Source organism: Amycolatopsis sp. NPDC004378 (assembly GCF_053602455.1).
Genome location: NZ_JBSGDR010000003.1, coordinates 569,735 through 595,284 on the forward strand (window position 1 = coordinate 569,735; position 25,550 = coordinate 595,284).

22 protein-coding genes are annotated in these 25,550 nt (G+C 71.2%); 7 read left to right on the top strand and 15 right to left on the bottom strand.

What is annotated here, in order from left to right:
* The 6 genes from ACWEN0_RS14280 to ACWEN0_RS14305 form a co-directional block, all read right to left on the bottom strand.
* The gene (locus ACWEN0_RS14280) at positions 1–888 is read right to left on the bottom strand and encodes an NAD(P)-dependent oxidoreductase (protein ID WP_451973024.1); all 888 of its coding nucleotides are present in this window, start codon (positions 886–888) and stop codon (positions 1–3) included.
* Complete coding sequence (locus tag ACWEN0_RS14285; RefSeq protein WP_451973026.1) at positions 885–1,697, bottom strand: hydroxypyruvate isomerase family protein; 813 nt, start codon at positions 1,695–1,697, stop codon at positions 885–887. Before ACWEN0_RS14285 ends, ACWEN0_RS14280 begins: the two co-directional genes overlap by 4 nt.
* Before the next feature lie 140 nt (positions 1,698–1,837).
* Positions 1,838–2,695 (bottom strand): 2Fe-2S iron-sulfur cluster-binding protein, encoded by an 858-nt coding sequence (locus ACWEN0_RS14290; RefSeq protein ID WP_451973028.1) that lies wholly within the window; start codon positions 2,693–2,695, stop codon positions 1,838–1,840.
* The gene (locus ACWEN0_RS14295; RefSeq protein WP_451973030.1) at positions 2,692–4,434 is read right to left on the bottom strand and encodes an NAD(P)H-dependent oxidoreductase subunit E; all 1,743 of its coding nucleotides are present in this window, start codon (positions 4,432–4,434) and stop codon (positions 2,692–2,694) included. Before ACWEN0_RS14295 ends, ACWEN0_RS14290 begins: the two co-directional genes overlap by 4 nt.
* A gap of 2 nt (positions 4,435–4,436) precedes the next feature.
* Positions 4,437–6,350, bottom strand: a complete 1,914-nt coding sequence (locus tag ACWEN0_RS14300; protein WP_451973032.1) for a molybdopterin oxidoreductase family protein — start codon at positions 6,348–6,350, stop codon at positions 4,437–4,439.
* A gap of 13 nt (positions 6,351–6,363) precedes the next feature.
* A complete protein-coding gene (locus ACWEN0_RS14305; RefSeq protein WP_451973034.1) occupies positions 6,364–7,359 on the bottom strand; it encodes a 2-dehydropantoate 2-reductase in 996 nt (331 codons plus the stop codon).
* A gap of 259 nt (positions 7,360–7,618) precedes the next feature.
* On the opposite strand from ACWEN0_RS14305, the gene ACWEN0_RS14310 reads away from it, so the two are divergent.
* A complete protein-coding gene (locus tag ACWEN0_RS14310; RefSeq protein ID WP_451973036.1) occupies positions 7,619–8,356 on the top strand; it encodes a GntR family transcriptional regulator in 738 nt (245 codons plus the stop codon).
* Positions 8,357–8,387: 31 nt separating this feature from the next.
* On the opposite strand, the gene ACWEN0_RS14315 is transcribed toward ACWEN0_RS14310, so the two are convergent.
* The 4 genes from ACWEN0_RS14315 to ACWEN0_RS14330 are packed head-to-tail and all read right to left on the bottom strand — an operon-like array spanning position 8,388 to position 14,905.
* Positions 8,388–9,764 (bottom strand): OFA family MFS transporter, encoded by a 1,377-nt coding sequence (locus ACWEN0_RS14315; protein ID WP_451973038.1) that lies wholly within the window; start codon positions 9,762–9,764, stop codon positions 8,388–8,390.
* Between the two features lie 15 nt (positions 9,765–9,779).
* Positions 9,780–11,924: an acetate--CoA ligase family protein gene (locus tag ACWEN0_RS14320; RefSeq protein WP_451973040.1), complete on the bottom strand. Its 2,145-nt coding sequence runs from the start codon at positions 11,922–11,924 to the stop codon at positions 9,780–9,782.
* Positions 11,925–13,154, bottom strand: a complete 1,230-nt coding sequence (gene frc / locus ACWEN0_RS14325) for a formyl-CoA transferase (protein ID WP_451973317.1) — start codon at positions 13,152–13,154, stop codon at positions 11,925–11,927.
* 14 nt (positions 13,155–13,168) lie between these two features.
* Positions 13,169–14,905 (bottom strand): thiamine pyrophosphate-binding protein, encoded by a 1,737-nt coding sequence (locus ACWEN0_RS14330; RefSeq protein ID WP_451973042.1) that lies wholly within the window; start codon positions 14,903–14,905, stop codon positions 13,169–13,171.
* Positions 14,906–15,173: 268 nt separating this feature from the next.
* Here ACWEN0_RS14330 and sucC point away from each other — a divergent pair, with 268 nt between their 5' ends.
* From sucC to ACWEN0_RS14345, 3 genes are read left to right on the top strand one after another with little or no spacing between them, the layout of a single operon-like run.
* Positions 15,174–16,319, top strand: a complete 1,146-nt coding sequence (sucC, locus tag ACWEN0_RS14335; RefSeq protein WP_451973044.1) for an ADP-forming succinate--CoA ligase subunit beta — start codon at positions 15,174–15,176, stop codon at positions 16,317–16,319.
* Between the two features lie 3 nt (positions 16,320–16,322).
* Positions 16,323–17,204 (top strand): succinate--CoA ligase subunit alpha, encoded by an 882-nt coding sequence (sucD, locus tag ACWEN0_RS14340; protein WP_451973046.1) that lies wholly within the window; start codon positions 16,323–16,325, stop codon positions 17,202–17,204.
* Positions 17,204–17,986 (top strand): LysR family transcriptional regulator, encoded by a 783-nt coding sequence (locus ACWEN0_RS14345; protein ID WP_451973048.1) that lies wholly within the window; start codon positions 17,204–17,206, stop codon positions 17,984–17,986. Before sucD ends, ACWEN0_RS14345 begins: the two co-directional genes overlap by 1 nt.
* On the opposite strand, the gene fdhD is transcribed toward ACWEN0_RS14345, so the two are convergent.
* The 3 genes from fdhD to ACWEN0_RS14360 form a co-directional block, all read right to left on the bottom strand.
* The gene (gene fdhD / locus ACWEN0_RS14350; RefSeq protein ID WP_451973050.1) at positions 17,974–18,807 is read right to left on the bottom strand and encodes a formate dehydrogenase accessory sulfurtransferase FdhD; all 834 of its coding nucleotides are present in this window, start codon (positions 18,805–18,807) and stop codon (positions 17,974–17,976) included. The genes ACWEN0_RS14345 and fdhD overlap by 13 nt on opposite strands.
* A 1-nt stretch (position 18,808) precedes the next feature.
* Positions 18,809–20,110, bottom strand: coding sequence for an OFA family MFS transporter (locus ACWEN0_RS14355; protein ID WP_451973052.1), 1,302 nt, complete (start codon positions 20,108–20,110; stop codon positions 18,809–18,811).
* Positions 20,111–20,622: 512 nt separating this feature from the next.
* Positions 20,623–21,033, bottom strand: coding sequence for a histone-like nucleoid-structuring protein Lsr2 (locus ACWEN0_RS14360; RefSeq protein WP_451973054.1), 411 nt, complete (start codon positions 21,031–21,033; stop codon positions 20,623–20,625).
* A gap of 218 nt (positions 21,034–21,251) precedes the next feature.
* Between ACWEN0_RS14360 and ACWEN0_RS14365 the strand changes: the two genes are divergently transcribed.
* On the top strand, positions 21,252–22,151 hold the full coding sequence (locus ACWEN0_RS14365) for a class I SAM-dependent methyltransferase (RefSeq protein WP_451973056.1): 900 nt from the start codon (positions 21,252–21,254) through the stop codon (positions 22,149–22,151).
* Positions 22,152–22,165: 14 nt separating this feature from the next.
* Here ACWEN0_RS14365 and dinB read toward each other — a convergent pair whose 3' ends face one another.
* Positions 22,166–23,356, bottom strand: a complete 1,191-nt coding sequence (gene dinB / locus ACWEN0_RS14370; RefSeq protein ID WP_451973058.1) for a DNA polymerase IV — start codon at positions 23,354–23,356, stop codon at positions 22,166–22,168.
* Between the two features lie 156 nt (positions 23,357–23,512).
* Between dinB and ACWEN0_RS14375 the strand changes: the two genes are divergently transcribed.
* Positions 23,513–23,932, top strand: coding sequence for a hypothetical protein (locus ACWEN0_RS14375; RefSeq protein ID WP_451973060.1), 420 nt, complete (start codon positions 23,513–23,515; stop codon positions 23,930–23,932).
* A 30-nt stretch (positions 23,933–23,962) separates the two neighbouring features.
* Complete coding sequence (locus ACWEN0_RS14380) at positions 23,963–24,481, top strand: 2'-5' RNA ligase family protein (protein WP_451973062.1); 519 nt, start codon at positions 23,963–23,965, stop codon at positions 24,479–24,481.
* Here ACWEN0_RS14380 and ACWEN0_RS14385 read toward each other — a convergent pair.
* On the bottom strand, positions 24,465–25,550 hold the full coding sequence (locus ACWEN0_RS14385) for a hypothetical protein (protein WP_451973064.1): 1,086 nt from the start codon (positions 25,548–25,550) through the stop codon (positions 24,465–24,467). The two genes, ACWEN0_RS14380 and ACWEN0_RS14385, sit on opposite strands and share 17 nt — an antisense overlap.

Below are 25,550 nucleotides of genomic sequence, written 5' to 3' on the forward strand. Positions count from 1 at the left end.
TCACACCTCCGCCGGGACGCGGCCCGACAACTGTTCGACGACCTTCAGCAAGGCCGAGTGGTCCAGGGAGCCGTACCCCATGGCACGGCCGGCGGCGACGAGCTGGGCGACCAGCCCGGTGAGCGGGAGCGCGACGTCGGCCTGCCGGGCGGCGGCCAGCGCGATCCCCATGTCCTTGTGGTGCAGGTCGATCCGGAACCCGGGCGCGAACTGGCGGTCCACCATGGACCTGCGCTTGAGCTCGAGGATCCGGCTGCCCGCCAGGCCCCCGGCGAGCACGTCCAGACCGGTGGCGGCGTCCACACCGGACGCTTCGAGCAGCACGATCGCCTCGGCGACCAGGCCGTAGATCCCGCCCACGACGAGCTGGTTGGCGGCCTTCACGACCTGGCCGGCGCCGTGCGGGCCGACGTGCACGACGGTCTTGCCGACGGCGTCGAGCACGGGCTTGGCGGCGGCGAAGTCCTCTTCCGATCCGCCGACCATGATGGACAGCGACGCCTGTTCGGCACCCGCCTGACCACCCGAAACCGGCGCGTCGAGGACACGGATCTCCTTGTCCCGCGCGGCTTCCGCGACGGCGATCGACGTCTCGGGCCGGATGGTGCTCATGTCGATCAGCAACGTGCCGGGCTCGGCGACGTCGAGGACGCCGCCCGCGGCCAGCACGACCTCCTCGACCTGCGGGTGGTTCGGCAGCATCGTGATCACGACGGCCGCCCCGGCCACCGCGTCCGCGACACTCGACGCGGCGCGGCCGCCGGCGGCCTGCAGCTTCTCCCCCGCGGCCGCGTGGACGTCGTAGCCGCTGACGTCGTGCCCGGCCGCGACCAGGTGCGCGGCCATCGGCGCGCCCATCACGCCCAGTCCGATGAATCCCAGTTTCATGATCGTCCCCTTCGGGTTTTCGGCAGCCACTCCAGCGACGTGAGGGTGTCGGGCTCCGGGACGTACTCGATCCCGACGAACCCGTCGTAGCCGGCGTTCTGCAGCTTCGCGAGGTGTCCCTCGATGTCCAGCGAGCCGGTGCCGGGCTGGTGGCGCCCGGGTGCGTCGGCGATCTGCACGTGCCCGATCCGGGCGATGTGCCGGGTCGCCAAGGCGTCGAGGTCGTCGCCGTTGACTGCCAGGTGGTACAGGTCGGCCAGCAGCCGCACGTTGTCGCGCCCGAGGTCGTCGAGCACGGCCACGGCGTCCGCGGCGGTCTTGAGCGGGTAGCGGTCCGCGCCGGAGAGCGGTTCGAGGACCAGCTGCGCGCCGATCTTCGCGGCACCCTCGGCCGCGTTCGCGAGCTGGACCAGGGCCAGGTCGTCCTGCTTTCCGGGGTCCTCGCCCTCGAGCCGGTTGCCGTAGAGCGCGTTGAAGCTGCGGCAGCCGGTGCGTTCGGCGATCCCGAGCGCGACGACGAGGCTGTCGGCGAACTCGGTCTCGCGCCCGATCCACGACACCAGGCCGCGCTCCCCCGCCGCCATGTCGCCGGCGTAGAAGTTCAGCCCGCGCAGCCGGACGCCGTCCAGGCTCTTCACGAACGCGTCGACCTCGTCGCGCGCGGGGGCCGCGGTGTCGAACGGCCACCAGTACTCGACGTCGGTGAACCCGGCTTCCCGTGCGGCGGCCGCCCGGTCGAGCAGCGGGACCTCCTTGAACAGGATCGACAGGTTGGCGACGTACGGCAGGGAGTGCCCTTCTTCTGGCATCGCGTCCTCAAATTTCGCTATCCGGAATTTTTCTTTCGCATATCGAGAATAGCTGCTGACCTGCGTCGCGGTCAACGCCCGGCACGACGAAGGCGCCGCGACTCGTCGAGCCACGGCGCCTTCGCACGATCCGGGTGCCGCTACCGGTTCTGGACGTGCTGCCAGCCGAAGCGGCCCTTGATGCAGAGGTTGCCGTGCGTCACCGAGCTGTCGTGCGGCGACGTCACCTTCACGATCTCGTTGTCCTGGACGTGCAGGGTCAGGGTGCAGCCGACCCCGCAGAACGTGCAGACGGTCGTGGTCTCCGTCTGGCGCGACTCGTCCCAGGTCCCGTCCTCGCGCTTGTCGTACTCGCGCTTGAAGCTCAGGGCACCGGTCGGGCAGACCTCGACGCAGTTGCCGCAGTAGACGCAGGCGCTGTCCGGCAACGGGTTCGAGAACTCCGTCGAGATCCGGGCGTCGAAGCCGCGGCCGGCCACGCTGATGGCGAACGAGTTCTGCCACTGGTCGCCGCACGCGTCGACGCACTTGTAGCAGAGGATGCACTTCCCGTAGTCCCGGACGTACAGCTCATTGTCCACAAGGGCCGGTTGCGCCACCGTCGCCGCCTCCGGGCCGAACCGCGCCGGATCGGCGCCGGCCGAAGCCATCCACTCCGCGACGCCGGGAGTGGTCGAGAGATCCGTCGCCGAGGCCAGCAGCTCCAGCACGACCTTCCGGCTGGTGCGGGTCCGCTCGGAGTCGGTGCGCACCACCATGCCCGCCTCGGCCTTGCGGGAGCACGACGGCACCAGCGTCCGCGAGCCCTCGACCTCGACCATGCAGACGCGGCAGGCATTGGCCGGTTCGAGGGTGTCGCCGTAGCACAGCGTCGGGATGTCCTTGCCCGCCGCCGTGCACGCGTCGAGGATCGTCGAGCCCTCCGGGACCCGGACCGCCTCACCGTCCACAGTGAGCTCGACCAGCCGTCGCGGGATTCCGATGTCCACAATGGTCATTGCAGCGCTCCCAGCCGGTCGATCGCGGATTCGATGGCGTTCCAGGCGGTCTGGCCGAGCCCGCAGATCGACGAGTCGCGCATCACCTGCCCGATCTCACGCAGGAGCGGACGCTCGTCCGACCCGGCGGACAGCACCCGCCGGATCGCCTCCTCCTGCCGCACGGTCCCGATCCGGCACGGGACGCACTGCCCGCACGACTCGTCGCGGAAGAACTCCGCGATCCGGAGCAGGAACCCGCCGAGGTCGGCGAGGTCGTCGAGCACCAGCACGACCCCGGAGCCGAGCGTTGTCTTGGCCGCATGGGCATCCTCGAACGTGAGCGGCAGGTCCAGCTCGTCGGGCCGGACGAACCCGCCCGCGGCGCCGCCCAGGAGGATCGCGCGCAGGGAGCGTCCCTCGGGCACTCCCCCGGCCAGGTCGAGCAGAGACCGCAGCGTCGTGCCGAACGGCACTTCGTAGACGCCCGGCCGTTCGACGTTCCCGGACAGGCAGAACAGCTTCGGCCCGGCTGACGCCTCGGTGCCGATCGCCCGGTAGGCGGCGGCCCCCTCGGCGAAGATCAGCGGGACGTTCGCCAGCGTCTCGACGTTGTTCACCACGGTCGGCCTGCCGAACAGGCCCTGTTCGACCGGGAACGGCGGCTTCGTGCGGGGTTCGCCGCGGAAGCCCTCGATCGAGTTGAAGATCGCGGTCTCCTCGCCACAGATGTACGCGCCCGCGCCGCGTCGGATCTCGATGTCGAACGAGAACCCCTCGTGGCCCATGATGTCCTCGCCGAGGAACCCGCGCTCGCGGCAGACCTCGAGGGCGTTGCGCAGGAGCCGCAATGCGCGCGGGTACTCGCCGCGCAGGTAGACGTAACCGTGGGACGCGCCGATCGCGTAGGCGGCGATCGTCATCGACTCCACCAGTGCGAACGGGTCGCCTTCGAGGAGCACGCGGTCCTTGAACGTGCCGGGTTCGCTCTCGTCGGCGTTGCACACCAGGTAGTGCGGCCGCACGGGCTGCCCGGCCGTCGCGGACCACTTGCGGCCGGTCGGGAACGCCGCGCCGCCGCGGCCCAGCAGGCCCGAGTCGGTGACCTCCCGGATGACCGCCGCCGGACCCATCCGCAGCGCGTTCCGCAGGGCCGCGTAGCCGCCCGTGGCGCGGTAGTCGTCCAAACTGGACGGGTCGACCACGCCGACGCGGCGCAGCAGCCGCAGCCCGTCCTTCTGGTGGATCACCGGCGGCGAGCCTTCGCCTGCGGGACAACGCTGCGCGGCCAGCACCGCCGACGCGCCGGTCGCGGGCGCGACCAGCTCCGTCGTGGCGGGATCACCGGCTTGGAACGTCAGCGCCGCGGGGGCCCGTTCACAGACGCCCAGGCACGGGCTGCGCAGCCACGTGACCCCGCCGCGTGCCTTCCCCGCGGCGCCGACGTGCTCGGTGAGGACGTCGCACACGGTGTCCGCGCCCTTGAGCCGGCAGGCCAGGTCGGTGCACACGTGCACTACTCGTTCAGGACGCTCGTCCAGCGCGAACAGGGAGTAGAAGCTCGCGACGCCGTACGCGTCCGCGGGTGGGACGTGCAGCGTCTCGCAGATGAGGTTGAGCGCGCCCTGGCTGATCCAGCCGACCCGGTCGTTCACCGCGTGCAGCGCGGGCAGCAGCTGGTCCCGCCCGCCACCGGCGAACACCGCGACCGCTTCGCGTTCCTCCCGGGTCGCGACCGCGTCGAGGAGTTTGAGGTCCACCGTCAGACCGCCAGCTTCTCGACGCGGATCGCCGCGGCCTTGTACTCCGCCGTCCCGGCGATCGGGCAGGTCGCCTCGATGGTGATGATGTTGACGTCGATCTCGTCCGGGAAGTGGAACGTCATGAACGCCAGCCCCGGCTTCAGGCCCTTGTCCAGCCGGACCGGGGCGACGATCTCGCCGCGTCGCGAGGAGATGCGGACCAGTTCGTCGGGTTCGACGCCGAGCGACCGCGCGTCCTCCGGGCAGAGGTCCAGGGTCTCGCCCTGCCGCAGCGGCGACGGGAACCCGCCGGACTGGACGCCGGTGTTGTAGGAGTCGAGGCGCCGTCCGGTGGTGAGCCGGATCGGGAACTCCTCGGTGAGCAGGTCGACCGGCGGGCTGTGCTCGAGCACCGTGAACGGCGCCGGGCGGCCGCGCTCGGCCGGATCCTCGGCCCACAGGCGCCCGTGCAGGAACGTCGGTTCGAGGGTGTCCTCGGTGTAGCAGGGCCACTGGATGCCGCCCAGCTCTTCCAGTCGCGCGTAGGACATCCCGGCGTGCATGGGGGACAGCGAGCGCAGTTCGTCCCAGACCTCCTGGCCGCCGGTGTAGTGCCAGTCGTGGCCGAGCCTGCGTGCCAGCTCGGAAAGCAGCTCGATGTCGTCGCGCGCGCCTTCCGGTGGTTCGAGGGCCTTGCGGACGCGCTGGACGCGGCGTTCGGAGTTGGTGAACGTGCCCTCGCTCTCGCACCACGCCGCCGACGCGGGCAGCACGACGTCGGCCAGCTGCGCGGTCTTGGTCAGGAAGATGTCCTGCACGATCAGGTGGTCCACGGTGGACAGCCGTTTGATCGTGTGCTCGCAGTCCGCTTCGGACTGGACCGGGTTCTCGCCGATGACGTACACGCAGGTCAGATCGCCACGTTCCATCGCGTCGAGCATCTGCGTCAGGTTGAGCCCCTTGTGCGGCGGGATCGACGAGCCCCACGCGGCGTCGAACTTCGCCCGCACGTCCGCGTCGAGGATGTCCTGGAAGCCCGGCAGCCGGTCCGGGATGGCGCCCATGTCGCCGCCGCCCTGGACGTTGTTCTGCCCGCGCAGGGGGTTCAGCCCGGCGCCGTAGCGGCCGACCTGCCCCGCCAGCAACGCGAGGTTGATCAGCGCCAGGACGTTGTCGGTGCCGTTGTGGTGCTCGGTGATGCCGAGGGTCCACGACAGCTGCGCGCGGTCGGCGCGGGCGTAGGTGTGGGCCAGTTCGCGGATCAGCTCGGCGGGCACCCCGGTCGTCTTCTCCGCGACCTCCGGCGTCCACGGCTCGACCGACGCCGCGAACTCCGCGAACCCCTCGGTGGCACGTTCGATGAACGTCGTGTTCGCGAGTCCGGAGTGGATGATCTCGCGGGCGATCGCGTGCGCCAGGGGGATGTCCGTGCCGACTTCGAGCTGCAGCTGCCGGTGCGCCCACTTCGCGGTGCTCGTCTGCCGCGGGTCGACGACGAAGAGCTTCGCTCCCTTGTGGACGGCCTTCAGCACGTGCTGGAAGAAGATCGGGTGCGCCTCGCGGGGGTTGCCGCCCCAGATCACGATGACGTCGGCGTCCTCGATCTCCTGGTAGGACGACGTGCCGCCGCCGCTGTCGAACGCCCGCGCCAGCCCGGCGACGCTCGGCGCGTGGCAGGTGCGGTTGCACGAGTCGACGTTGTTCGTCCCGATCACCGCGCGGGTGAACTTCTGCGCGACGAAGTTCATCTCGTTGGTCGCCCGGGCGCACGAGAACATCCCGAACGCCTCGGGTCCCTTGGCGTCCAGGGTGCGGCGGATCCCCTCGGCGGCCCGGTCCAGGGCTTCGTCCCAGGTGGCCGGGCGCAGCACTCCCGAGTCGCGCACCAGGGGCCGGGTGAGCCGGACGTACGGTTCGGTCTTCTTGCGCTTCACGGGCACCTCCGGTTCAGTGCGCCCCGACGGGGACGGGCGAGTTGCTGGTGTGGTCGAGCAGCGAGATCGCGGCGTGGACGTGCCGCAGCGCCGGCGCGGGCACGTCGGTGAGGCCGGCCAGCTCGACGACCGCCCCGATGATCGCGTCGATCTCCAGGGGCTTGCCCGCTTCGAGGTCCTGCAGCATCGACGTCTTGTGGTGGCCGACGCGCCAGGCGCCGTCGATGCGCTTCTCGACCGAGACACCCGGGTCGCTGCCCGCCGCGCGGGCGACGGCGAGGGTTTCGGTCATCATCGTGGCGACGAGCGCGCGCGTGTCGGCGTGCTCGCACATCTGGGCCATCGTCGCCCTGGTCAGCGCCGAGAGCGGGTTGAACGCGACGTTGCCCATCAGCTTGATCCAGATGTCGTCGCGCAGCCGGGCTTCGACCGGGGCCTTGAGCCCGCCGGCGATCATCGCCGCGCTGAGCACCTTGCAGCGCGCGGAGATTGCGCCGTCCGGCTCGCCGAGGGAGAACCGCGTGCCTTCCAGGTGCCGGATCACGCCCGGTTCCTCGATGACGGTGGAGCAGTAGACGACGCAGCCGATCGCGCGTCTCAGCTCGAGGACGTCGGTGACCGAGCCGCCCGGGTCGACCGTCTCGACGCGGTGCCCTTCGAGCGGATGCCCGGCCAGGCCGTGGAAGTACCACCACGGGATGCCGTTCTGCGCGGCGACGACCGCGGTCTCCGGGCCGAGCAACGGCGCGAGGAGCGGTCCGCACGTGGCGTAGGAGTTGGCTTTGAGGCCGAGGAAGACGAAGTCCACTTCGCCGACTTCGGCCGGGTCGTCCGTGACGTGCGGGTGCGCGGTGAAGTCGCCGCGCGGGCTCAGCACCCGGACGCCGTGCTCGCGCATCGCGGCGAGGTGGGCCCGCCGGGCGATCAGGTGCACCTCGGTCCCGCCGCGGTGCAACGCGGCCCCGACGTAGGCGCCGATCGCCCCGGCCCCGAGAACAGCCACCTTCATGATGTGCCTCCCACTTCGGTCGAGCACGTGATTGCATACAGTATCCTGGATCCTCTCGGGTGACCAGAGGTCTCGCCCAGCGCGACACCACACCACCCGGGAAGCCCAGCCGAGACCGGCAAACCGGACACATCGGGTCACACATGGATCCACATCGGGCGAAAGCGCCTCGGCGGGGTGAGAATCCGGGATTTTGCATACCAAAACCTGTATCCTGAACGGAGAGATCGTCGCGTTCCTCTCCCCTTCGAGGTGTCCCGTGAGCCAGCCCGCTTCCCCGCTCCCAGACCGCGGCCCGTCCGGCCGCCGCACGGCCAAGGGCTCGCTCAGCTCGACCGCCGCCAAGCGCGTCGAACGGCCCGCGCCGCTGCGGCAGGTCGTCTACGAAGCCCTCGCCGAGCTGATCATCAACCGCACCCTCGAACCCGGGCAGCACCTGGTCGAAGCCGACCTGGCCGAGTACCTCGGCGTCAGCCGGCAGCCCGTCCGCGAGGCCCTGCAACGACTCCAGAGCGAGGGCTGGGTCGACCTGCGTCCCGCCCAGGGCGCCTTCGTGCACCTGCCGACCGACGAAGAAGCGGACCAGCTGCTGAGCGTCCGCAGCGTGCTGGAGACGCACTCCGCGAAGCTCGCCGCCGGCCGGGCCACCGAGGAGGACGTCAAACGGCTCTGGGAACTGCAGAAGACCGGCGTCGAGGCACTGGCCGAAGAGGACACCGAAGGCCTGGTGGCCGCCAATGCCGCCCTGCACACGTTTATCACCGAGCTGTCCGGGAACGCCGTGCTCGCGGAGCTGATCGGGCTCGTCGACCGCCGGGTCCGCTGGTACTACACGCCGATCGCCCGGCCTCGCGGGCAGGACGCCTGGCACGAGCACGAGGAGCTGATCACCGCGATCGCCGACCAGGACGCCGACGCGGCCGACAAGATCATGGCCAAGCACACCGAACGGACCCGCCAGGCCTACCACGAACGTCCGGAGGCTCCCCGATCCTGATTGAGGCAGGACCGGGGAGCGGGTAACCGGATCAGCCGCCCGCCGCGGCGGACGGCCGCGCCACCAGCTCGGTTTCGGCGAGCTGGTGGCGTGTCCGGCCGGGCTGGCGCAGGAACAGCGTCAGCACCGCGGACAGGAGCGCGATGCACCCGGCGAGGACGTACGCGCCGGTGTAGCCCCACGCGCTGATGACGCCCGCGGCGAGCCCGCCGCCGCCGACGCCACCGACCAGTTTCGCGCTGTAGACCAGGCCGTAGTTCGACGCGTTGTTGTTCTCGCCGAAGTAGTCCGGCACGAGCGCGGCGAACAGTGGGTAGAAGGCACCGCCGCCGAACCCGGTCAGGAACGCGAACACCATGAACAGGACCAGGTTGTGCGTGTTCCCGGCGTACAGCACGCCGAACTGCGCGGCGGCCGCGATCACGAGCACCAGCGTCAGCGTCTGCTTGCGCCCGAGCTTGTCCGACGCCCAGCCGACGACCGCGCGGCCGGTGCCGTTCACGATCGCCAGCACGCCGGCCGAGGACGCCGCGACGAACGCGCCGAAGTGGCTCTCCTTGGCGAACGGCACCTGGAAGTTGATGCCGAACAGCGAGACGCCGCCGATGATCACCAGGCACACCCACATCAGCGGGAGCATGCCGGTCCGGATCGCCTCCATCGGCGTGAACTGCCGGACCGCCGGCGGGTTCTTGCTCAGCGTCTTGACGCCGGTCTTGCCCTTGGCCCAGGTGAGCGGGTCGACCTCCTTCGGCCACCAGCTCTTCGGCGGGTCCTTGAACAGGAACCCGCAGACACCGACGACGACCAGCATGTAGAGGCCGATCCCGTCGAGAACCCCGGTGACGTTCTCGTGCCCGAGGAACGCGCTGAACAGGTAGATGAACGGCACCGAACCGTAGGCGAAGCCGCCGTTCACGAACCCCGTCCGCGCGCCGCGCTTCTCCGGGTACCACTTGCCGACCATGTTGATGCAGGTCGCGTACACGAGCCCGGCGCCGGTGCCGCCGAGGACCGAGTACCCGGCGAACGCCAGCGTCAGGTTCCCGCTGTGCGCGATGGTGAAGTAGCCGATGCCGCTGAACAGGGCACCGAGCAGCATCGCCGTCTTGGCCGAGACGACGTTGCGTTCCCGGAGCCGGCCGGCCGGGAACGCCACCCCGGCCTGGAACACCGCCCAGATGCTGGCCAGCCAGAACGCGTCGGACAGGGACCAGCCGTACTTCTCTTCGAGGGTTCCTTCGACGGCACCCCAGCCGTACTCGAACACGCTGACCGCCATCATGGCGATCCAGGGCAGCCAGACCATCCAGCTGCGCGAGCGCCCCATGATGTCCTGCGGCGACTCGCCTACCCGGTAGATTCTCCCGTTCTCGTCGACTATCTCCTGGTAAGTGGCTGCGGTCATGAAAGTTCTCCTTCGTCAGCGTTGACTCAGGTTCGAAAGCAGCCCCGCGGCCCGCGCCCAACGATACTTCGCGCCGAGCACGGCCACGGGCTTCTCGGTGGTGTACGGGTACGCGACGACGCCGCGGTCGTACAGGTGGTCACTCGCCTCCTCGACTTCGACGTCACCGGACAGGGACGCGACAACGGGCTTGTGGATCCCCTTGGCGCGGTACTCTTCGACCACTTCGGACACGAGTTCCGCGAACACCATCGGCGGGGTGACGATGGTGTGCCAGTAGCCGAGGATCAGGGCGTGGATGCGGTCGTCCTCGAGGCCCAGCGCGATGGTGTTGCGGTAGGTCGAGGGCGGCTCGCCGCCGGTGATGTCGACCGGGTTGCCCGCCGCGCCGAACGGCGGGATGAACTTCCGGAACGCCGTGTCAAGGTCCGGCGGGATGTCCATCAGGGACAGTCCGTTGTCGACGCAGGCGTCCGAGAGCAGCACGCCGGAGCCGCCGGCACCGGTGATGATGACGACGTTCTCGCCCTTCGGCGTCGGCAGCAGAGGGATGCCGCGGGCGTACTCGAGCATGTCGTTCAGCCCGGGCGCCCGGATCACACCGCTCTGGCGGAGGATGTCGTCGTAGACCTTGTCGTCGCCGGCCAGCGCGCCGGTGTGCGAACTGGCCGCCTTCGCGCCCTGCGACGTCCGCCCGGCCTTGAGCACGACGACCGGCTTGCGCTTCGAGACCCGCTTGGCCGTCTCCGCGAACGAGCGGCCGTCCTTGAGGTCTTCGAGGTGCATCGCGACGAGCTGGGTGTTGTCGTCCTGCTCGAAGAAGGTGAGCAGGTCGTCCTCGTCGATGTCGGCCTTGTTGCCCACGCCGACGATCGAGGACACGCCCATCTTCGCCGAGCGGCTGAACCCGAGGATCGCCATCCCGATGCCGCCGCTCTGCGACGACAGCGCCACCCCGCCCTTGACGTCGTAGGGCGTGCAAAACGTCGCCGACAGGTTCTCCGGCGTGTAGTAGTAACCGTAGATGTTCGGTCCGAGGATGCGGACGCCGTGCTTGCGCGCGATCGCGACGACCTCGTCCTGCAGCTCGATGTTGCCGGTCTCGCCGAAGCCGGACGGGATGAGGATCGCGCCCGCCACGCCTTTCTTGCCGGCCTCCTCGAGCGCGGCCGGGACGAACTTCGCCGGGATGGCGAACACCGCGACGTCGACGTCTCCGGGTACGTCGGAGATGCCGGCGTACGCCTTGCGGTCGAGGATCTCGGCGGCCTTGGGGTTGATCGGGTGGATCTCGCCCGCGTAGCCGCCGTTGACCAGGTTCTTCATCACCGAGTTGCCGATCTTCCCGGCCTCGGCGGACGCGCCGATCACCGCGATCGACGCCGGCTTCATGATCCGGTTCATCGACGCCAGGATCTCTTCCTGGGTGAACCGGTACGGCTCCTTCGCCGCGTCCGAATCGACCAGAATCCGGACGTCGACGGCGGTGGCGCCGCTCGCGGTGGCCAGCACCGGGTTGAGGTCCACTTCGGACAGCTGCGGGAAGTCCGTGACCAGCTCACCCAGCCCGGTGATCACCGCGGCGAGGGCGTCCCGGTCGACCGGGTCGGCACCGCGGACGCCACGGAGGATCTCGGCGGCCTGGATGCCGTCGATCATCGACAGCGCCTCCTCCGTGCTCGTCGGCGCGAGCCGGAACGTGACGTCCTTGAGCACCTCCACCAGCACGCCGCCGAGGCCGAAGGCGACAACCTTGCCGAACGTCGGGTCGGTGACCGAGCCGATGATCACCTCCTGGCCCTCGGTCAGCATCCGCTGGACCTGGACGCCGAGGATCTCCGCGTCGGCGTTGTACGCCTTCGCGTTCTCGACGATCTTCGTGAAGCCGGTCCTGACCGCGTCGGGATCACCCAGCCCGACGAGCACGCCGCCGGCTTCGGTCTTGTGCAGGATGTCCGGGGAGACGACCTTGAGCACCACCGGCAGGCCGATTTCCGCGGCGTGCGTGACGGCGTCGTCCGCCGTGGTCGCCAGCCGCTCGGCCGGGGTCGGGATGCCGTAGGCCTCGCAGACCGCACGCCCCTCGGGCGCGGTCAGGGCGGACCGTCCGTCGGCCGCCGCCCGGTCGAGGATCTTTTCGACCGCCGCGCGATCCGCCACTCAGATCACCCCCGCCGCGCGGAACTTCTCGAGCTCCGCTTCGCTGTAGCCCAGTTCCGCCAGTACTTCGTCGTTGTGCTCGCCGAGCAGCGGTGACCGTTCGATCTCTACCGGCGAATCCGACAGCTTGAGCGGGCAGCCCACGGTCTTGAAGCTGCCGCGCTCCGGGTGCGGCACCTCGACGACCGAGCCGAGTTCGGCCAGGGTCTCGTCCTCGATCAGTTCCTTCGTGGAGAGGATCGGGCCGCACGGGATGTTGTGGGCGTTGAGCTGCTCCATGACTTCCCACTTGGTGTGCTTCTCGGTCCACTCCTCGACGAGGGCGAACATCTTGTCCAGTTTGGACAGCCGGACCTCCGGGGTGGCCCACGCCGGGTCCTCGGCCAGCTCACCCCTGCCGATCAGCCGGGCGAGCGGGGCCCAGCCGGGTGGCTGGACGATCACGTAGATGTAGTCGTTCGGGCCGCCGGGCGCGCACTTCACCGCCCAGCCCGGCTGGCCGCCGCCGGAGGCGTTGCCCGAGCGCGGGACCTCGTCGCCGAACTGGTCGTTCGGGTACTCGCCGAGCGGCCCGTGCGCCAGGCGCTGCTGGTCGCGCAGCTTGACGCGGCACAGGTTGAGGACGGCGTCCTGCATGGCGACCTGGACCCGCTGGCCGCGGCCGGTGGACGTCCGCTGGTACAGCGCGGCGAGGATGGCGGCCACCAGGTGGATGCCGGTGCCGGAGTCGCCGATCTGCGCGCCGGTCGCGGTCGGCGGTCCCTCTTCGAAGCCGGTGGTGCTCATCGCGCCGCCCATGGCCTGCGCGATCACTTCGTAGGCCTTGAAGTCGGCGTAGCGGCCGGGGCCGAAGCCCTTGATGGAGGCGTAGATCAGCCGCGGGTTCAGTGCCGAGAGCTTCTCCCACGGGTACCCGAACCGGTCGACGACGCCCGGGCCGAAGTTCTCGACCAGGATGTCCACTCCGGACACGAGCTTTTCGAAGACTTCCTTGCCCTCGTCGCTCTTCATGTTGAGCGTGATGCTGCGCTTGTTGGCGTTCAGCATCGTGAAGTACAGGCTGTCGACGCCGGGGACGTCCCGCAGCTGGCCGCGGGTGATGTCGCCGCGGCCGGGGGTCTCGAGCTTGATCACGTCCGCGCCGAGCCAGGCGAGCAGCTGCGTCGACGACGGACCGGACTGCACGTGCGTCATGTCGAGGACGCGGACGCCCTCCAATGCCTTGCCCATGCGTTGGCCTCCGCTCACTTGTACATGGTCTGGTTCATGGTTCCGGGCGCGTACACGTCGGGATCGACCCAGACGTTGATCAGCGAGGGCTTGCCGGATTCGCGCGCCCGCAGCAGCGCCGGCCCGATGTCGGCGGGGTCGCGGACCTCTTCGCCGTAGCCGCCGAGCATCCGGGCGAACTCGTCGTAGCGGACGTCGCCGAGGGTGTTGCCGACGCGCTCGCGCGGCAGGCCGTACTTGGCGGCCTGGCCGTAGCGGATCTGGTTCATCGACGAGTTGTTGCCGACGATCCCGACGAACGGCAGGTCGAACCGCACGAGCGTCTCGAAGTCCCAGCCGGTGAGGCTGAACGCCCCATCGCCGAAGAGCGCGACGACTTCCTTGTCCGGGCGCGCGTGCTTGGCGGCCAGGACGAACGGGACACCGACGCCGAGTGTCCCGAGTGGACCGGGGTCCATCCAGTGCCCGGGCGACTTGGGCTGCACGACCTGGCCGGAGAAGGTGACGATGTCGCCGCCGTCGCCGATGTAGATCGAGTCCTCGGTGAGGAACTCGTTGATCTCGTGCACCAGCCGGTACGGGTGGATCGGGCTCGCGTCGGAGTGCTGCAGCGGCAGCCGCTTCTGCTTCGCCTTCTCCTCCACGGCCTGCAGCTCTTCCAGCCAGACCTTGCGGCCGACCGAGCCGTTGTCGGCGCGGCCGGACGCGGCCTCGGCGACCGCCGCGAGGACCTGGCCGGCGTCGCCGACGATGCCGAGGTCGACGTCGCGGTTCTTGCCGACCGTGCGGTAGTCGAGGTCGATCTGGACGACGGTGGCGTCCTTCGACAACCGCTTGCCGTAGCCCATCCTGAAGTCGAACGGGGTGCCGACGATGACGATGACGTCGGCGTTGTCGAAGGCGTAGCGGCGCGAGAGCTGGAAGTGGTGCGGGTCGCCCGGCGGCAGCGTGCCGCGGCCGGCGCCGTTCATGTACGCCGGGATGTTGAGCGTGCGCACCAGGTCGACGGCGGGCTCGGTGGCCCTTGTGGTCCAGACTTGACTGCCGAGCAGGATGGCCGGCCTCTTCGCGTGCACCAGCAGGTCGGCGAGCTTCTCGATGTCGGCCGGGTCGCCCGCGTTCCTCGTGGACGCGCGGTAGCGGCCGGCTTCGGGGATGCGGGCCTGCTCCAGGGGTACGCGCGCGTCGAGGACGTCGCGCGGGATCTCCAGGAACGACGGCCCGGGCGCGCCCGCGTAGGCCTCGCGAAACGCCATGCTCACCAGGTCCGCCACCCGGGCGGTGTGCGGCACGGTGGCGGCGAACTTGGTGATCGGCGTCATCATGTCCACGTGCGGGAGGTCCTGCAGGGACCCCATCTTGTGCTGGGTCAGCGCGCCCTGGCCGCCGATCAGCAGCATCGGGCTCTCCGCGCGCAACGCGTTCGCGACGCCGGTGACGGCGTCGGTCGTGCCCGGCCCGGCGGTGACGACCGCGCAGCCGAGCTTGCCGGTGATCCGCGCGTAGCCGTCGGCCGCGTGCGCCGCGACCTGCTCGTGCCGGACGTCGATGACCTCGATGCCTTCGTCGACGCAGCCGTCGTAGATGTCGATGATGTGCCCGCCGCACAGGGTGAAGATGGTGTCGACGCCTTCGGCTTTGAGGGCCTTCGCCACCAGGTGGCCGCCGGATATCCCGGCCGGCGCGGGCTCGGCGCCGTTCGTCGCCTGGGCACTCTCCCCCGCGGTGGTGCCGGTCGTGGTCAGCGCCATTGCTCATCTCCTCTGGTCCGCCGCCGGATCTCTCTTGTCCGGCGCTCCGTCATCCGCCCCGCACGTCGCCGCTCCCCTGTCCGTCGAGGTCAGCGGCCTCTTCGCGGCAGACTGTAGATTGCATACCGTATGGGGTAGGCATATAGTCACTCTTCAAGCAGCCCGTGTCCAGGGCCATCCGCAGGGTTTTTCCGGGGCCTCGATCCCGCCCCCGCGGACCACCACTTCACGCCCTTGCCCTGCCCCGTCACGGAAAGGACGCCCCCGCATGGACCTCTTCGAGCACGAAGCCCGCGACCTCTTCGAGAAGCACGGCGTACCCGTCCCCCGCGGCTTGGTCGCCGCCGATCCCGCCGCGGCCCGCTCGGCCGCCGCCGAGCTGGGCGGCCCGGTGGTGATCAAGGCGCAGGTGAAGACCGGTGGCCGCGGCAAGGCCGGCGGGGTCCGCGTGGTGCGGACCGCCGACGACGCCGAGCAGGCCGCGGACGACATCCTCGGCATGGACATCAAGGGCCACACCGTGCACCGCGTCCTGGTGACCGAAGCGAGCGAGATCGCCGACGAGTACTACGTCTCCTTCCTGCTCGACCGCGCCGGGCGCACGTTCCTAGCCATGGCATCGGTCCAGGGCGGGATGGAGATCGAAGAGGTCGCGGCCACCACCCCGGACGCGCTGGTCCGCGTGCCGGTCGATCCCCTGGCCGGGGTCGACGCTTCCGCCGTGGCGGCCGCGTTCCCGGCCCCCGTCCGCGCCGAGGTCGCGGGGGTCGTCGAGAAGCTGTGGGACGTGTTCGTCGCCGAGGACTGCACCCTCGTCGAGGTCAACCCGCTGGCCGGCACGTCCACCGGGATCGTCGCTCTGGACGGCAAGATCACGCTGGACGACAACGCGTCCTTCCGCCGCGCCTCGGCGTTCGACGACCCCCTGGACGGCGACCCGCTCGAACGGGAAGCACGTGCCAAGGGCCTCAACTACGTCAAGCTCGACGGCGACATCGGCGTGATCGGCAACGGCGCGGGGCTGGTCATGTCCACTTTGGACGTCGTGGCGGCCGCCGCGGCCGAGGCGGGCGCCCGCGGCCCGGCGAACTTCCTCGACATCGGCGGCGGCGCGTCGGCCCAGGTGATGGTCGACGGGCTGACCGTGATCCTCGGCGACCCCCAGGTGCGCAGCGTGTTCGTCAACGTCTTCGGCGGCATCACGGCCTGCGACGCCGTGGCGACCGGGATCGTGCGGTCGCTGGAGATCCTCGGCGACCGGGCCACGAAACCGCTGGTCGTCCGGCTCGACGGGAACAACGTCACCGAAGGCAGGCGGATCCTCGCCGACGCCGGCCACCCCCTGGTCACCGTGGTGGCCACCATGGACGACGCCGCCCGCGAGGCAGCGAAGCTCGCGATCGCGGAGGTCTGAACCGTGGCCATCTTCCTGGACGAGACCAGCCGGATCGTCGTCTCCGGCATCACCGGCTCCGAAGGCGCCAAGCACACCCGGCGGATGCTGGCGGCGGGCACGCACGTCGTCGGCGGGGTCAACCCGCGCAAGGCCGGGCAGCACGTCTCGATCGGCTCGGCCGAGCTGCCGGTGTTCGGCAGTGTCGCGGAGTCGATGGCGTCGACCGGCGCCGACGTCTGCGTGCTGTTCGTGCCGCCACCGTTCGTCGAAGACGCGGTGATCGAAGCGGTGGACGCCGGGATCGGGCTCGCCGTCGTGATCACCGAAGGCGTCCCGGTGCACGACACCGCGCGGCTGTGGTCGCACGCCGAGGCCGCGGGCGGGCGGACGCGGATCATCGGCCCGAACTGCCCGGGCATCATCTCCCCCGGCAAGGCGAACGCCGGGATCATCCCGGCCGACATCACCGGCCCGGGCCGGATCGGCCTGGTGTCGAAGTCCGGCACGCTGACCTACCAGCTCATGCACGAGCTGCGCGACATCGGGTTCTCCACCTGCGTCGGCATCGGCGGCGACCCCATCATCGGGACGACCCACATCGACGCCGTCGAAGCGTTCGAAAAGGACCCGGAGACGGACCTGATCGTGCTGATCGGCGAGATCGGCGGCGACGCGGAAGAGCGCGCGGCCGAGTTCGTGCGGGCGAACGTGTCGAAGCCGGTCGTCGGGTACGTCGCCGGGTTCACCGCGCCGGAGGGCAAGACGATGGGCCACGCGGGCGCGATCGTCTCGGGCTCGGCCGGGACGGCGTCGGCCAAGAAGGAAGCGTTGGAGGGCGCGGGAATCCGCGTGGGCCGGACGCCGAGCGAGACGGCGGCGCTCGTGCGCGAAGTGCTCGGCTGATGGAACTCCGTCAGCTGGCGGTGGTGGTGGCGGTCGCCGAGGAAGGCGGGTTCACCGCGGCCGCCCAGCGGCTGCGGACCGTCCAGTCGACGGTGTCCACAGTGGTCCGGGCGCTCGAGCGGGACCTCGGCGCGCCGCTGTTCCACCGCACGACGCACCGGGTCGTCCTGACGCCCGCCGGCGAGGCGTTCCTGCCCGCCGCGCGGGCGGCCCTCGAAGCGGCGGCCCGGGCCCGCGCGGCGGTGTCGCCCGTCGGCGGCCGGGTCCGGCTCGGCGTGCGCCCGGGACTGCTGGCCGATCTGCACCGCGTACTGACGGCGCTCCGGAACGTCCACCCGGGACTGGCGGTCGAGGTGCGCCAAGTCGCCAGTGCCGAACAGGCGGATGTCACCTTGACCCTCGCGCCGTGCTCCGCCCCTTCGGCGACCCTGCTGCCCGGCGAGGAGCTGGTGCTCGCGACCGCGCCCGGCGGCGCCTGCTCGGCACCCGCCGACCTCGGCGATGTGTCCCTGGTGGACTTCCCACCGGGCTGGGCGATCCGGGAGGCGGTCGACCGGGCCTTCCCCGGCCGCCGCGTCGCCCTCGAAGTCGACGACCTCGGCGTCGCCTCCGACCTGGTGCGGGCCGGGCTGGCCGCGTGCGTGCTCCCGGCGTCGGCGGCGGCGCGGTTCCCCGACCTCACCGTCCGGCGCTTCGACCGGCCACCGCCCTGGCAGCTTGCCGCGGTGCATCCGGCCGACGTCACCCCCGCCGTGAAGGCCCTGCTCGGTCAGCTCGGCTGAAGACCCAGGCGGTCCGGTCGCGTGTAGACGTTCATCGACGAGCCGCGCAGGAAGCCCACCAGCGTCAGGCCCAGCTCGGCGGCCAAGTCGACGGCCAGCGACGACGGCGCGGAAACCGCTGCCAATAACGGAATCCCGGCCATTGCCGCCTTCTGCACCAGTTCGAACGATGCCCGGCCGCTCACCATCAGGGCCGTTCCGGACAGGGGCAGCTTGCCGTCCCGGGTCGCCCAGCCGACCACTTTGTCCACGGCGTTGTGGCGGCCGACGTCTTCGCGCAGGCACAGCAGCTTCCCGTCGGCGTCGAAGAGCCCCGCCGCGTGGAGGCCGCCGGTGCGGTCGAAGACCCGTTGCGCCGCCCGGAGTTCGTCCGGCAGCCGGGAGAGCGTCGCCGGGTCGGTGCCGAACGGGTCGGCGCCGACCGGCCACCGCACCGTCGTGCGCACGGCCTCCAGGCTCGCCTTGCCGCACAGCCCGCACGAGGACGTCGTGTAGAAGTTCCGTGCCACCGTGGCGTCCGGCGGTGCGACGCCCGGGGCCAGCACGACGTCGAGGACGTTGTACGTGTTGCCGCCGTCGACGGTCGCGCCCGCGCAGTAACGGATCGAATGGACGTCCGAGGCGGCCCGTACCACGCCTTCGCCGACCAGGAACCCGGCGGCGAGGTCGAAGTCGTCACCCGGGGTGCGCATGGTGATCGAGAGCGCTTTCCCCGCGACCCGGATCTCGAGCGGCTCCTCGACGGTGAGCGTGTCCGGGCGCGCGGTGTGCCCGCCGTCGTGGACGCGCAGGATCCGGCGCCGGCTCGTCATCCGCCCCACGTCAGGCCGCCGGAAGCAGCGACTTGGGCCGGCCCGGCTGGGTCAGCCGCCCGGACAGCGCCGCACCGGCCAGGCTCAGCACGCCGGCGGCGGCGAACGCGCCGACGAATCCGTGCGAAGCGACGACCAGCGCCGCCAGGCCGATCCCGACGGCCGCGCCGACGGCCTTCGCGGAATAGAGGATCCCGAAGTTCTGCGCCGCCGACTCTTCACCGAAATACTCGCGCACCAGGCCGACGAGCAGCGTGTAGCAGCAGCCGTTGCCGAGCCCGGCCAGCGCGACGCCCAGCAGCAGGCCGACCGCGTGCCGGTGTTCGCCCGAGGAGAAGAGGACGAACTGCGCGACGCAGCCCGCGAGCAGCGCGAACCGCAGGATCCGGTGCCGGCCGAGCCGGTCGGCGAGGCGTCCGATGAGCACCCGGCCGCTGCCGGTCGCCGCCGCGAGCAGGGCCAGCGCGACCGCGGCGAGCGCCGGCCCGCTCCGCTCGGCGACGAACGTCGCCAGGTAGGCGAGGTCGAACAGCAGCACGGCGGCCGCGAGCACGACGACGAGGTATAGCGCCAGGGTCGTCCGGCAGCGGACCAACTCCGCCGGCCGGTAGTGCCGCACGGCCGGACGCCGGTTGTGCGTCTTGTCCAGCGCCCAGGCGCGCGGCTCGGGCGTCGCGGGCCACCAGTGCCGCGGCGGGTACCGCAGCAGCGCGGAACACCCGGCGAGCACGGCGAAGACGACGGCCGCGGTGACGTCCAGGAGCACCGGACGCGCGACCGGCCAGGCGGCGGCGAGCACGACGAACGGCACGCTGCCGTAGGCGAAGGCGCCGCTCACGATGCCCGCGCTCGGCGCCGTCCGGTCCGGGAACCACGCGAGCACGGCGCCGAGGCAGGTGGCGTAGACCAGCCCGGTGCCAAGCCCGCCGAGTACGGAATAGCCGACGAACACGGTGAGCAGGCTGTTCGCGTGGCCGAGCGTCACCAGCCCGGCGGCGCACAGCACCGCGCCGGCGGCCATCGCGGCCGGGGCCGGCAGCAGACCGCGCTCCCGCAGCCACGCGGCCGGAAAGGCCGTCCCGGCCTGGCAGATCGCCCAGACCGCGAGCGACAGGACGATCCCGCCGAACGTCCAGCCGTGCGCCCGGCCGAGGGCCGGGACGAGCGCGCCGAAGCCGTACTGCTGCACCCCGGCCGCCAGCATCGCCGCGGCCGCGAGCCAGGTGATCCACGTCCGCGGCCGGCCGAGCAGCTCACGGTCGGACTCGCCGACGCGGTAGCGCCGTCCGTAGACGTCCCGGACTTCCGCCATCGTGACCGCCTCCTCGGACTCACAACTGAAGATTGTATGCAGTATGGAGTAGTCCGAGTGTGCGCCTGTCGAGGCCGGTTGTCTACAGGGTCATCGGGAAGACGACGGAGAAAGCGCTTCGCGGCGCGAGGGGAGGCGGCCCGGTGACCATCGAGGGAGGAGGCGGCCACCGGGCCGTGCTCCGGCGCGGTACCGGCCGCGCGGAGCACTTGACAGTCTGGCCATCGGAGCCACCCTCCGACAAGCTTTACCGGCCGGGAAATGTCCGGTTGCCGTGGCTTTTCCCGCCGACGGCGCGATTCGTGGCGGAAACTGCGCACGGGAACGGATCCCGGCCACAGTGGCCCGCGGAAGATCCACACGGGACGCGGGCGTCGCGGCCGGGCGGCACGAGGGTGCCGCCGGGCCGCGGAAGACGGTTGCGCACGCCGGGATCCCCAGCCCGGTCGCGCGAACCGGATCCCGCCGCGGTCACGCCCGGGGCGGCCGCGCGGGGTTGACGAGTTCCGGTGTCAGGACTTCTTGCGCGAAGCCCGCTTGCGCGCCGGCTTCGCCTCGGCCGGTTCGGCCGCCGACGCCTGGTCCGCTTCGAAGCCCGCGATGATCTCGCTCGACAGGCGGCCGCGCTCGGCGACGTCGTAGCCGTTGGCCTGCGCCCACTCGCGGATCTGGCGGTTGCGCTCGCGGTCGGTGCCCGAGCCCGACGAGCCCGACAGCGACTGCCCGGTCGCGAGGCGCACCTTGCGACCGCCCGTCCGCCGCGCGGCGGCGACGTAGCGCGCGAGCTCGTCCCGGAGCGCGGAGGCGTTGTCCTCCGACAGGTCGATTTCGTACGTCACCCCGTCGAGGCTGAAGGGGACGGTCTGCGAAGCCTCACTACCGTCGAGGTCGTCCACCATCTCGACGTGCACCCGTTGCGCCATGGTTCGTCGTTCCTCATCTTCTCCAGAACACGGTCGGACTGACCCTAACCTGTCGAATCCCGTCCGGCACGCGCGACACCCGTGAAGCGTCCACAATGGCCGCCCGGGCGGCTGCGCCGCCAGTGTCCAGGGTGACCGCAACCAAGCCGGAATGCGCGCTGTCTTGTCGGATATTTGTATTTGTGATATGCTCGAAATCGAATCGGTACCGTGGCACGATGACCGCTGCCGATTTTCCCGCTATCGCTCCCCGCGTCAGCCGCACGGCCTTCACCGCGGCCGCCGCGCGGGCCGCACATTTGCTCGTCGACGCCGAACCGATCATCTTCTCCGACCCCCTCGCGGCACCCCTCCTGGGCGAGCGCGCCGAGGAACTCCTCGCCTATCACCACAACCACGGCACCCATCCCGTCCTGGCCGGCGCCCGCGCGCAGGCCGTGTGCCGCAGCCGGTTCACCGAAGAGCGGCTCACCCGCGCAAATTCCGGTATAGACCAGTATGTCATTCTGGGCGCCGGACTCGATTCGTTCGCCTATCGGACCCCGCCGGGCCGATTCCGCGTCTTCGAGGTCGACCACCCAGGCACCCAGGCGGCCAAACGGGAACTGCTCGACCGCGCCGGCCTCACGGTACCGCCTTCGGTCACCTTCGTCCCGGTCGACTTCGAAGCCGATCCGCTCCGGGAACGGCTCGTCCAGAGTGGACTCGACCCGTTTCGCCCCGTGTTCGTCAGCTGGCTCGGTGTCACCGTGTACCTGACGCGGAAGGCGATTCTCGCCACATTGACGGATCTCGGCGGTTTCGCCCCCGGATCGGAAATCGTGACCGATCACCTGCTTCCCGCGGAACTGCGGGACGAGGCCGGAAACGGCTACGCCGAAGCCGTCGCCCCGGTCGCCACCGAACAGGGCGAGCCGTGGCGCACGTTCCTCTCCCCCGCGGCCGTGGCCGGACTGCTGACGGAGGCCGGTTTCGAAGTCGTCGAACAGGCCGGGCAGCGCGAGAGCGTCGACGCCCGGACGTGGCACCGGACCGACGCGCTGGCGCCCGCCGCCCTTTCCGCGCTGGCGCACGCCCGTATTCCGGAGCCACCCGGAATGACCGCCTCCGGAAACTGAACGCCATTCGGACGTCAATCGGGCAACAGTGGCACTTCGAGGTCGTCCGGACGGCCCAGCAGGACCGCCCGGGTGACCGCCGCCTTCCCGAACCGGTCCCGCACGGCGTCCAGCGCCGAGTCGAGCTGGGTCGCCCGTTGCCGTTCGAACGGCAACGACAGCTGGAAGGGATCCTCGTCGGCCAGGTTGGACAGTGCCGCGCCCAGCAGGGTGATCCCGCGGTCGGCGATCATCGGCAACGCGGCCACGAGCAGGTGCCGCGCGGCACCGAGCAGCACGCCGGTGCCCGCGGTCGGCTCGTTCAGCGTGTACGAGCGCGTGACGCGGGCGAAGTCGGCGAAGCGCAGGCGGATCGTTACGGTCCGGCAGACGCGGCGGGCCGCGCGCAGCCGGCGGGCGATCCGGTCGATGAGCGCGACCAGCACGACGTCGAGCTCGGCCGGGGTCCGCCTGCCGCGCCCGAGGGCCCGCTGGGCGCCGATCGACCGGCGCCGCCTGCCGACTTCGACGCGGCGCGGGTCCCGGTTGTGCGCCAGGTCGTGCAGGTGCCCGCCGGCCGCCCGGCCCAGCATGCTCACGAGGTCGACCGGCTCGGAGGCGGCCAGCTGGCCCACGGTCGTGATCCCCCGCGCGTGCAGCTTTTCGGCGGTGACCTTGCCGACGCCCCAGAGCGCGCCGACCGGCAGCGGGTGCAGGAACTCCAGCTCGGCGTCGTGCGGCACGACCAGCAGGCCGTCCGGCTTGGCCACCCGGCTGGCGACCTTGGCGAGGAACTTCGTCCGCGCCACCCCCACGGTGATCGGCAGCCCGGCGCGCTCGGCGACGGCGGCGCGCAGCCGTTCGGCGATGCGGCTCGGCCGTCCGCCGATCCTGGTCAACCCTCCGACGTCGAGGAAGGCTTCGTCGATCGAGAGGCCCTCCACCCAGGGGGTGGTGTCGTGGAAGACCTCGAACACGGTCTTGCTCGCGGCCAGGTAGGCCGACATCCGCGGCGGCACGACGACCGCGTCCGGGCACAGCCGGCGGGCCTGCGCACCCCCCATCGCCGTGCGCACGCCATGGGCCTTGGCCTCGTAACTCGCGGCCAGGACCACCCCGCCGCCGACGATCACGGGGCGTCCCTTCAACGCCGGGTCGTCGCGCTGCTCGACCGACGCGTAGAAGGAGTCGAGGTCGGCGTGCAGGATGGGCCCCTCGTCGGTCATAGAACATATGTTCGCATACCCGCGCGCCGAAGTCCGCTCGTCCGCCCGCCGCGACCCCCCTGCCGCTGACCGAAATTGAGCGTTTTCCCGGTTGTCGAGCCCGTGTTACCGGGCTCACACTTCTCCTCAGCGATCAACCCGACGACTGGGGACGACATGACCGAGAAGTGCCGGTGCGGCGACCACCACGCGTGGGCCAGCCCGAACCCCGAGGACCGGCCCGCCGCGCCGCGGCAGCCGCTGCTGGCCTCGACCCTGGCCCGCGAAGACCACGCCGAAGACGCCGGCCGCGTCGACCCGACCGACCGCGTGACGTGCCGGACGCACCGCCGCTGGCTGCACGACTGCGTGTCCTCCCCGATCCACACCAACCCGGCGATCGGCTACCGCTGGTGCCGCCGCTGCGACCACCAGGCCCTGGTGGCGGTCGACGAGCTGAGCGGCGACGTGACGATCCGTTGCGGGCTCTGCGGCCGGAGCCCGCGCAGCCGCGCGAACCTGGAGCTCGTCGAACTGTGCCGGCGCAGCCTCGCCCTGGCCCGCAGCGGCCGGTTCCCGGAAAGCGCCGTCGCCTGACCGCCCCGGGCCGGCTGCCATGATGCGGGGGTGCCCGAACCCGGAACCACCGCGCTGGTGATCCTGCTGCCCGATGCCGAACCCGTGCTGGCCGCGGCCCGGCGGGTCGACCCCGCCCTGGTCCGCCCCGGCCTCCCCGCGCACGTCACCGCGCTCTACCCGTTCCTGCCGGACGCCTCGCTCACCGACGAGGTGCTGGCCGCGGTCCGCTCGCTCGCCGTGGACGTCGCGCCGGCCGAGGTGCGGCTCGCCGAGTTCGTGACGGCTCCCGGTTTCGCGGCGATCCCCACGCCGTCGCTCCAGCCGGTCACCGACGCCGCGTGCGCGCGGTGGCCGGACATCCCGCCCTACGGCGGCCGGTTCGGACCACGCCCGCCGGCGCACGTGACCGTCGCGATGGGCGGTGAAGACGAGACTCTCGCGCGGGTCGCCGGCGAAGTGCGGCCATTGCTGCCACTGAACGTCCGAGCCGACGCGCTGCAGCTCGTGGCGCTGACCGAGCGGGGCTGGGAACCGCGACTCGAAGCGCCGTTCAGCGCGCCGGCCTGACCACCTCGTCCGCCGTGGCGCCCTCCAGCTTCCGGTACGCCCGCGCGATCGCCCGCAACCGCGCGACGTCCGCGGCGAACGGCTCCGCCCCGGCGGCGGGCGGTTCCTCCTCCCCCGGCTCGTCCGGCAGCGCCCGCACCAGCCGCGCCGCCGCGGGCGCCGCCAGGTCCGGCGTCACCCCGGCCAGGATGAGGCCGTCGTTGGTCTCGCTCATCGCCGTCAGCAGCCGCTCGCGGCGCGACGGCCCGCCCGGGTCGATGCGGACGATCTCCGGGAACCGCCGCGTCAGGTGCGCGCGCAGTGGCCGCAGCAGGCGGAGCGTCTTCGCGTCGCGGCGCCCGGCGGCGATGCCCGGGATCGACGGGATCGTCAGCCCCAGCACGATCAACAGCACCGAGACGGCCGGGAAGCCGACGTCCAGCGCACACGGCAGCGTCGAGAACGGGCCGCTGCACAACGCCTTCACCGGGTGCTCGGCCTGGAGCGCCCCGATCGTCGCGACGACCTTCCCCGCGAGGTAGGCGACCGCGAACGCCGACGCCAGCAGCAGCAAGGCCAGCCCGGCGCGCAGCGCGCCACCGCTCGCGCGGATCGTCACCGCCGCCACCACGCCGATGTCGAGGACCGCGAACCCGAGGTAGACGGTGTAGGCGAAGACGTAAACCACCAGCGTCGGGTGTGTGCGGTACAGCTCGTCGAACACGCCGATGCCGCGGGGCAGCCCCGGCGTGCTGAAGAACGTGACGACGAGCAGAGCCAGCGCGACGCCGAGCGCGACGAGCCGGGTGCGCCGGCCGCGGTCGCGGGTCCCGCTGATCTCGGCGACGGTCAGGCCGATCCCGTACGCCGCGACCATCGTCGCGAGGTTCGACAGCAGCCGGCCGAGGCTCGGGTAGATCTCGCTCTCGAAGAGCTGCGCGCGGTTGGAGAGGAAGCAGAACGCCGCGCCAAGCGCGATGAGCGAGACGGCCAGCCCCGCACCGGCGCCGGTGCGGCGGGCGCGGACCGCGCGCCAGATCCCGGCGAACAGGGCGAACAGCCCGACTCCGACGAACAGAATGTCGATCAC

Excerpts from the sequence above, each read along its gene's own strand:
- ACWEN0_RS14285 (WP_451973026.1), bottom strand. The coding sequence starts at position 1,697 with ATGCCAGAAGAAGGGCACTCCCTGCCGTACGTCGCCAACCTGTCGATC.
- ACWEN0_RS14290 (WP_451973028.1), bottom strand. The coding sequence starts at position 2,695 with ATGACCATTGTGGACATCGGAATCCCGCGACGGCTGGTCGAGCTCACT.
- ACWEN0_RS14305 (WP_451973034.1), bottom strand. The coding sequence starts at position 7,359 with ATGAAGGTGGCTGTTCTCGGGGCCGGGGCGATCGGCGCCTACGTCGGG.
- ACWEN0_RS14345 (WP_451973048.1), top strand. The coding sequence starts at position 17,204 with ATGGAACTCCGTCAGCTGGCGGTGGTGGTGGCGGTCGCCGAGGAAGGC.
- ACWEN0_RS14365 (WP_451973056.1), top strand. The coding sequence starts at position 21,252 with ATGACCGCTGCCGATTTTCCCGCTATCGCTCCCCGCGTCAGCCGCACG.
- dinB (WP_451973058.1), bottom strand. The coding sequence starts at position 23,356 with ATGACCGACGAGGGGCCCATCCTGCACGCCGACCTCGACTCCTTCTAC.
- ACWEN0_RS14280 (WP_451973024.1), bottom strand. The coding sequence starts at position 888 with ATGAAACTGGGATTCATCGGACTGGGCGTGATGGGCGCGCCGATGGCC.
- ACWEN0_RS14355 (WP_451973052.1), bottom strand. The coding sequence starts at position 20,110 with ATGGCGGAAGTCCGGGACGTCTACGGACGGCGCTACCGCGTCGGCGAG.
- ACWEN0_RS14315 (WP_451973038.1), bottom strand. The coding sequence starts at position 9,764 with ATGACCGCAGCCACTTACCAGGAGATAGTCGACGAGAACGGGAGAATC.
- ACWEN0_RS14360 (WP_451973054.1), bottom strand. The coding sequence starts at position 21,033 with ATGGCGCAACGGGTGCACGTCGAGATGGTGGACGACCTCGACGGTAGT.
- ACWEN0_RS14330 (WP_451973042.1), bottom strand. The coding sequence starts at position 14,905 with ATGGCGCTGACCACGACCGGCACCACCGCGGGGGAGAGTGCCCAGGCG.
- frc (WP_451973317.1), bottom strand. The coding sequence starts at position 13,154 with ATGGGCAAGGCATTGGAGGGCGTCCGCGTCCTCGACATGACGCACGTG.
- ACWEN0_RS14375 (WP_451973060.1), top strand. The coding sequence starts at position 23,513 with ATGACCGAGAAGTGCCGGTGCGGCGACCACCACGCGTGGGCCAGCCCG.
- sucC (WP_451973044.1), top strand. The coding sequence starts at position 15,174 with ATGGACCTCTTCGAGCACGAAGCCCGCGACCTCTTCGAGAAGCACGGC.